Source organism: Mesorhizobium sp. M7A.F.Ca.CA.004.06.1.1, assembly GCF_003999135.1.
Classification (GTDB): Bacteria; Pseudomonadota; Alphaproteobacteria; order Rhizobiales; family Rhizobiaceae; genus Mesorhizobium.
The window spans coordinates 1-7,045 of sequence record NZ_RZPQ01000264.1; the positions used below are offsets into that span (position 1 = coordinate 1).

Sequence of the window (7,045 nt, forward strand, 5' to 3'; positions counted from 1 at the left end):
GCGTAGATGCGCGTCACGTCGGTGATGGCGACACGCAGCCGCAATATGATGCGCCGGCCGGCGGACTTGCGCGGCTGCGTGTCGCCATCACCGACGTGACGCGCATCTACGCTTTCCGCGTCGACGGTGCGGAGGCGAGTGTCATGGCGCTCGACGGCAATCCGGTGCCTGAGCGTTTTTCGCCCGACGCCTTGCTGCTCGGACCCGGCCAGCGCATGGAGCTGGCCATACGCATGCCCGACAATGAAGGCGCGATGGTCAGCTTGAGGGACGTCAGGGGCACCAAGCCAAAAATCCTGGCGACCCTGCGCGCGACAGGAAAATCCCTCAAACGGGACATTCGCGATGTTGCTCCGCTGGAGCTCAATCCGGTGGCGGAAGTGGATCTCGCCAGTGCCAGGCATATTTCCCTGGCACTAAGCGCCACGGCGGAAAACGTCCCGAGCGATGGCATCTGCGGTTCGCTTGGCTATAGTTTCTGGGCCCTCAACAAAGTGCCGTGGCCAGGCGACACCAAGGACCCGACCGCGCCACTGGCCGAATTGAAGCTTGGCCAAAGCTACGTCATCGACATGGAGAACCTGACGCCGCAATCTCATCCGATGCATCTGCACGGTATGAGCTTCAAAGTGCTGTCATCCTCGACGCGCCAGGTTCAGCCTGTGATTTCCGACACCTATCTCATCCAGCCCAACGAGAAGGTTCAGCTCGGCTTCGTCGCCGACAATCCCGGCGATTGGCTGCTGCACTGCCACATCATCGAGCACCAGAAATCGGGAATGACGAGCTATGTCAGGGTGGTGTGAAGCCGCGTCAGCCTGCGCGTAGCGTCTGTGCCGTCATTTGCGCAACTGCGCCTCGATCTCGTCGAGCACCTTGTCCTTGCCGATGCCGGTGAGGAAGGCGAGGCCCTTGATCACCGGCTTGGTGACCGAAGCGGAGATCGGGGTGGTTGCGACGATGAAGTCGACATTGTCGGCCAGTCCGGGCACTTCGGTGGCCTTCGCCTGCTGGGCATTGAAGGTGAGGCCGCGTTTCTTCATTTCCTCGGTGACGGCGACATTGACCGCGGTCGAGGTGGCGATGCCCGTGCCGCAGGCAAAGAGAATGGTTTTCTGTCTCGACATCTCTGCTTCTCCTTGTTTCAGCCGAGTACGGCTCGCACGTCTTCGAGGGTTCTGGCCGACCTCAAATCATCCAAGGCTTGCGGGTTCTGGATGGTGGCCATGACGGCCTGCAGCGCCTCAATCTGCTTGTCCTTGTCGTTGATGGCAAGCAGGAAGACGAAGCCGACCGGCAGCATCTCGTCGGGATCCTCCATGTTGGCGAAGGTCACTGGTTGCTTCAATGTGCCCATCGCGATGCCAGGCTTCAGCACATGCTCCGGATCGGTGTGCGGCACCGCGACATTATCGGAGCGTTCCAGCGGCAGTCCGGTCGGGATGGTCAATTCGCGGCGCACGACCGCGTCGGCATAGCTGCTTTTGACATAGCCAAGTCTCTCCAGCCGGCCCGCCAGGATGCGGATGATCTCCTCATTGGTCGAGGCATCGGATCCGAGCACGATCGCGTCAGGGTCCAGAAGCTGCATGAGTCCGTCGGACATTCTTTGCTCCGTCTATGAAATCGTGCGCCGCGGGAAGGGCGCACGATCGGTTTGAGGGTGGACGCTATCAGGTTCAGGCCGTCTCTTCGGCCGGCTCGTCCTCGGCGCCCGCGGCCCGCTCCCAGCCGAGCGGATTGCGGCGGTAGAGGACAAACAATGCCGCGATGACCACTGCGATCACGATGATGCCGACAAGCCCCATCCCCTGGATCGCCTCGATGACCACGTAAGGCACCCACAGGAAGCCGTCGACCACCGAGGTGATCTGCAGCGCGTCCGCCGGCAGCTTGAAGCCCGACGAGACTGCTGCGCTGGTGAACAGCGGCGCCAGCGCGTTGGCGACGTAGAAGCCGATGGCCAGCGTCACCGTGCCGATCACCACCATGCGGAACACGTTGCCTTTGACCAGCGGCGCGGTCATGGCGACGATGAAGGGGATGACCGCGAGGTCGGCGAACAGGATGACGCGGTTGCCCGGCAGGATGATGGACAGGATGATCGCGATCGGCACCAGGATCAGCGACGACGAGATCGCGGCCGGATGGCCGATCAGGATCGCCGAATCGAGGCCAACGAGAAGCTCTCGGTCACCGGTGCGCTTGCGCACGAACGCCTGTGCGGCGTCGGAGACGGGGATCAGCCCCTCCATCAGGATCTTGACCATGCGCGGCAGCAGCAGCATCACCGCGGCCAGTGTCATGCCGGTGCCCAGAACCTTGGCCAGCACCACGCTGAGATCACCCGCATTGTAGAACGCGATTGCACCAAGCACGAGGCCGATGATGAGGCCCATCACGACAGGTTCGCCGAACACGCCGAACCTGCGCTCGATCGTATCGGTGTTGATGTTGATGCGGTTGATCCCGGGAATGCGGTCCATGATCCAGTTGAGCACAATGGCGATCGGCAGGATCTGTGCCGAGGCGAGATGCGGCACCGAAATGCCGGGCACGCCGTAGAACTGCTGTACCGCGCGCGCCGACCAGTCGGCGAACAGCAGCGAGAGTGCTGCGACAAGTGCTGCGACCGCGATGCCATAGGCCAGATTGTCGGTTGCGGCGACCACCAGCGAGCCGACAAAGGCGAAGTGCCAGAAATTCCAGACGTCGACATTGAGCGTGCGCGTCATGCGTGTCAGCAACAGCACGATGTTGACGAGGATGCCGACCGGAATGACCCAAAGGCCGACCGACGAGCCGAAGGCGATCGCGGCCGCGGAGGGCCAGCCGACATCGATGATGTCGCGATGAATGCCGGTGTTGGTGACGATGGCCTTGGCGACGTCGCCAATCGACGTGAACATGAGGCCAAGCACCAGATTGATGCCGATGAAGGCGACGCCGATGGTGACGGCGGCGCGAAAAGCCTTGCTGACCTTGGCGCCCAGAACCACGGCGATGATGAAAATGACAATTGGCAGCAGGATCGTCGGGCCAAGCGTATCGATGGCCCCTTTTAGGCCCGCGAGAACAGTATCCATTTTTCCTCCCCTGGAGCCGCGAGCCTTCGCTCGACGCCTCGCAATGATGCTCCATCCAGCCTTTGACGCCCCGGCGCAAAGACACTCCCCAATTTGCCCCAGAGGCGAATGCTTTCCGACTGTCGCGTCGGTGAACATTTGCCTTTGTTGACAAACGAATGTTTTATTGGGGTTGTCAGCTGCGATGTCAATTGGTTGCGCTTCGGCCAATCGAGCCTCGGCGGTCGTCCCTTCCGAGACGATTTCGCGGGAAATTGCCGGTCGCGACCGGGTTTCGTTGGCAAATAGAACCCGTTCCCTGCTATCCGACCTCAAATCACGAAGCTGTGGACATTCCTGCATGACCAACGTCGCCCTGACCGGCCTTGCCCGCGATCTCGCCAGGCGTGCCGCCGAGGGCCGCCCGGTGCGCATCGGTGTCATCGGTTCGGGCGAAATGGGCACCGATCTGGTCACCCAAGGCATGCTGATGCCAGGCATTTCGATCTGCGCCGTCTCGACGCGCCGCCCGCACACCGCGCGCGATGCCATCCGTATCGCCTATGGCGACGAAGCCATGGCCGTCGAAGCCGACACCGCGTCGAAAGTCACCGGCGCTATCGAGAGCGGCAAGATCGCCGTCACTTCGAACGAGATGCTGGTCACCAATCCGCTGATCGACGTCGTCATCGACGCCACCGGCAAGCCGGGCGTCGCCGCCGATTTCGACCTCATGGCGATGGAGCACGGCAAGCATCTGGTGATGATGAACGTCGAGGCCGACGTCACCATCGGCTGCTACCTCAAGCAGCAGGCCGACCGGCTTGGCGTCGTCTATTCGGTGGGTGCGGGCGACGAGCCGTCGAGCTGCATGGAACTGATCGAATTCGCGTCGGCGCTCGGGCTGACCATCGTCTCGGCCGGCAAGGGCAAGAACAACCCGCTCAACCACGATGCCGTACCGGACGACTATCGCGCCGAAGCCATCCGCCGCAACATGAACCCGCGCATGCTGGTCGAGTTCGTCGACGGTTCCAAGACCATGGTCGAGATGTGTGCCATCGCCAACGCCACCGGGCTGGTGCCCGACGTGCCCGGCATGCACGGCCCCAAGGCCGACCGCGATGACCTCGCCAAGGTGCTGATCCCGCGCGAGGATGGCGGTCTGTTGCTCAGGAAAGGCGTCGTCGACTACACGGTCGGCAAGGGCGTCGCGCCTGGCGTGTTCGTCATCGTCGAGGCGACGCATCCGCGCATCATCGAGCGCATGGACGACCTGCATATCGGCCACGGCCCCTACTACAGCCTGTTTAGGCCCTATCATCTGACCTCACTGGAGGTGCCGCTGACCGCCGCCCGCATCATGCTTTTCGGCAAGCCCGACATGGTGCCGCTGCCGCAACCCGTTGCCGAAGTCTGTGCGGTCGCCAAGCGGGATCTCGCCGCCGGCGAGACCTTCGATGCGATCGGCGAGACCTGTTACCGCTCCTGGACGATGACCGTCGGCGAAGCCCGTGCCCAGCGCGCCGTGCCGGTCGGCCTGCTCGAGGGCGGCAAGGTGCTGAAACCGGTCAGGAAAGGCGAATTGCTGACGTCAGACAATGCGTCGCCCGACCAGACGACAAGGCTGTTCGCCTTGCGCCGGCTGCAGGACGAGATGCTCTACGGGGCCTGAAAGGACCACGCTGGCGCTGCTACGACAAATGATAGATTGTGGGGCAAATGTCGCCAAGGTCGGTCACATGAACCTTCGAATCAGGAATCCGCTTGCCCGCGAACTGGCTCGCCAGCTTGCCGCCAAGCGCAAGGTTTCCATGACCAGAGCGGTTATCGAAGCGCTTGAAAGTGAACTGAAAAACGCCCGTATGCCTCTGGCGGAACGGCTGGCTGCAATCGCCGGTGATTTGAGGTCCAAAGCGGGCAAGGCTGGCCGGGTCGTGAGCAAGAATGAGATCGATGCCATGTGGGGTGGCGGCCAGAATGACGCCTGACAGGTGCACAGGGGTTGTCACGTTGGAAGGCCTGCTGGCAGCTCGGATTTCGTCGTTCGTTTCGATGGATCATCGTAGACATTCGGGATTGACCGGAGCCTTCCCAACTTCGTCATCCACGGGCGGAGCAGGAGCGAAGCGACGTCGCGGAGACCCGAGGATCCATGCCGTGATCTTGGTCGAGGAATGCAGCGGAGCAGAATTCTGCACCGCAGCAGCGCTTTGAAGTCGCGGCATGGATCCTGGGGTCTGCGCCGCGTCGCTGCGCTCCTTGCTTCGCCCCAGGATGACGAAGCGATGTGCATTTCCGCCAAGCCATCAACGCAAGCACGTCCGACCCATCAAAACTTCGGCAGCGGAGGAGTTGACGATTACTTCCCCAGCTCGACCGACCGCAGCCGCGCAGCCTCCACCGCCTCTGTGAGAAGGCGCGTCAGCCGGTGCTCGCCCATCAGCACGGCCAGCGCCGCGGCCGTCGTGCCGTTGGGGCTGGTGACCTGCTGGCGCAGCACGCCCGGTTCCTCGCCGCTTTCGGCGGCGAGCGAGGCGGCGCCATAGACTGTCTGCATGGCGAGCAGCTTGGCGGTCGCCGTTGGCAGCCCGGCCTTCTCGGCGGCCACGGTCAGCGCTTCGATGAAATGGAAGATGTAGGCCGGCCCAGATCCGGAGACGGCGGTCACCGCATCCATCAGGCCCTCGTCGTCGATGGTGGCCACTTCGCCGCTCGCCGACAAAAGATCGGCGACGAAACGCTTGGTGTCATCCGACACGAGCTTGTTGGAGAACACCACCATCATGCCCTTGCCGATTGCCGCGGGTGTGTTGGGCATGCAGCGCACGATCGGCGCGCGGCTGCCGAGGATTTCCTCGAAGGTGTTGGCCGGCGTGCCGGCGGCGATGCTGACGAAGGTGGTGCGGCCATCGCCGAAACGCTTGTAGGCGGAGGTGACATCGCGGATCACCTGCGGCTTCACCGCGATGACGACGAGATCGGGCACGGCATCGGCCGGGATGCTGCCGGCATCGGCTGATGTCGCGCAGCCCAGCGTGGCCGCGCGATTGCGCAGATCGGCATTGGGCTCGACCACGAAAACCGCCGATGGCGCAAGCTTACCGGATTTCAGCCAGCCTGAGAGCATGGCGTAACCCATATTGCCGCAGCCGGCGAGAACAAGCCTGATCGTCATCAAAAGCCCTCCGAAGGAAGGCTTTCACATAGACGCTGGCGCTTCCCCGGGGAAGCCCCCGTCAGGAGGAACGGAAAGATCGCGAGCCGCGATCGGGATCGCGCACTGCCATCGGCCGCAGCGAGACTTGCCTGAGGCCAAATACGCCGAGCACGAAGAACAGCCAGACCGGGTCGCCGCGATGGAAGAAGAAGCTTTCGAGAAAAGCGTTCAGCGCCGTGAACAGCACCACCATCATGAAGAAGTCACCGAGAAAAATGTTTTCCCTGCGCAACGGAATGCGCATGTAGTCGCGCAGCGGCGCGATGAGGAAAGTGTAGACCGCCACGCAGAGTGCCGGAATGCCCATCAGCACGGCGATGTCGAGGTAGCCGTCATGGCCGTGCACGATGGTCCGGATGTCCCACGGCCGGTCGAAGGGCTGGTCCTGGTTGAGCAGCAAGGGCGTGCCCCAGAAGCTCTCATAGCCGTAACCGGTCCATGGCTTCTTCGCGAGCATGCTGCCGGCGAACTCCCACAGCGTCGTGCGGCCCGTATAGGTCATGTCCGGGAAATAGATCGCCGCGAGATGTTTTATCGGCGGCAGGAATACGATGCCCAGCGTGCCGACCGCTGTCGCGACGATCGCCAGCGCAAACAGGATCGGCGTGCCGAGCCGCATGCCGATCAGGCTCGGGAACATGACGATCAGGATCGAGAACGGCACCAGGCCGGCTGTCGTCTTGGAGCCGGTGTGCAGCATGAAGATCATCGCAGCGAAGAAGATCCCGGCACCCCAGTAGCGCTGTCCGCGCCGGTAGAG

8 protein-coding genes are annotated in these 7,045 nt (G+C 62.8%); 3 read left to right on the forward strand and 5 right to left on the reverse strand.

The features are described 5' to 3' along the window. A partial coding sequence (locus EN906_RS17020) for a multicopper oxidase domain-containing protein (protein WP_164777207.1) occupies window positions 1–806 on the forward strand: 806 nt, incomplete at its 5' end. 33 nt (window positions 807–839) lie between these two features. Here EN906_RS17020 and EN906_RS17025 read toward each other — a convergent pair. The 3 genes from EN906_RS17025 to EN906_RS17035 form a co-directional block, all read right to left on the reverse strand. Then, window positions 840–1,127, reverse strand: coding sequence for a PTS sugar transporter subunit IIB (locus EN906_RS17025; protein ID WP_023809203.1), 288 nt, complete (start codon window positions 1,125–1,127; stop codon window positions 840–842). Window positions 1,128–1,144: 17 nt separating this feature from the next. Further along, window positions 1,145–1,606, reverse strand: coding sequence for a PTS sugar transporter subunit IIA (locus EN906_RS17030; protein WP_127267974.1), 462 nt, complete (start codon window positions 1,604–1,606; stop codon window positions 1,145–1,147). Window positions 1,607–1,679: 73 nt separating this feature from the next. Then, window positions 1,680–3,086 (reverse strand): PTS transporter subunit IIC, encoded by a 1,407-nt coding sequence (locus EN906_RS17035; protein ID WP_027035737.1) that lies wholly within the window; start codon window positions 3,084–3,086, stop codon window positions 1,680–1,682. Between the two features lie 340 nt (window positions 3,087–3,426). On the opposite strand from EN906_RS17035, the gene EN906_RS17040 reads away from it, so the two are divergent. Together EN906_RS17040 and EN906_RS17045 are read left to right on the forward strand one after the other, a co-directional pair. Then, window positions 3,427–4,740, forward strand: coding sequence for an NAD(P)H-dependent oxidoreductase (locus EN906_RS17040; RefSeq protein ID WP_127272181.1), 1,314 nt, complete (start codon window positions 3,427–3,429; stop codon window positions 4,738–4,740). A gap of 67 nt (window positions 4,741–4,807) precedes the next feature. Then, window positions 4,808–5,056: a type II toxin-antitoxin system VapB family antitoxin gene (locus EN906_RS17045; protein WP_127272130.1), complete on the forward strand. Its 249-nt coding sequence runs from the start codon at window positions 4,808–4,810 to the stop codon at window positions 5,054–5,056. 371 nt (window positions 5,057–5,427) lie between these two features. Here the strand turns inward: EN906_RS17045 and proC are convergent, their stop codons facing one another. After that, window positions 5,428–6,243 (reverse strand): pyrroline-5-carboxylate reductase, encoded by an 816-nt coding sequence (gene proC / locus EN906_RS17050; RefSeq protein WP_127269835.1) that lies wholly within the window; start codon window positions 6,241–6,243, stop codon window positions 5,428–5,430. A gap of 61 nt (window positions 6,244–6,304) precedes the next feature. Next, on the reverse strand, window positions 6,305–7,045 hold a 741-nt coding region (locus tag EN906_RS17055), incomplete at its 5' end, for an O-antigen ligase (protein WP_164777208.1).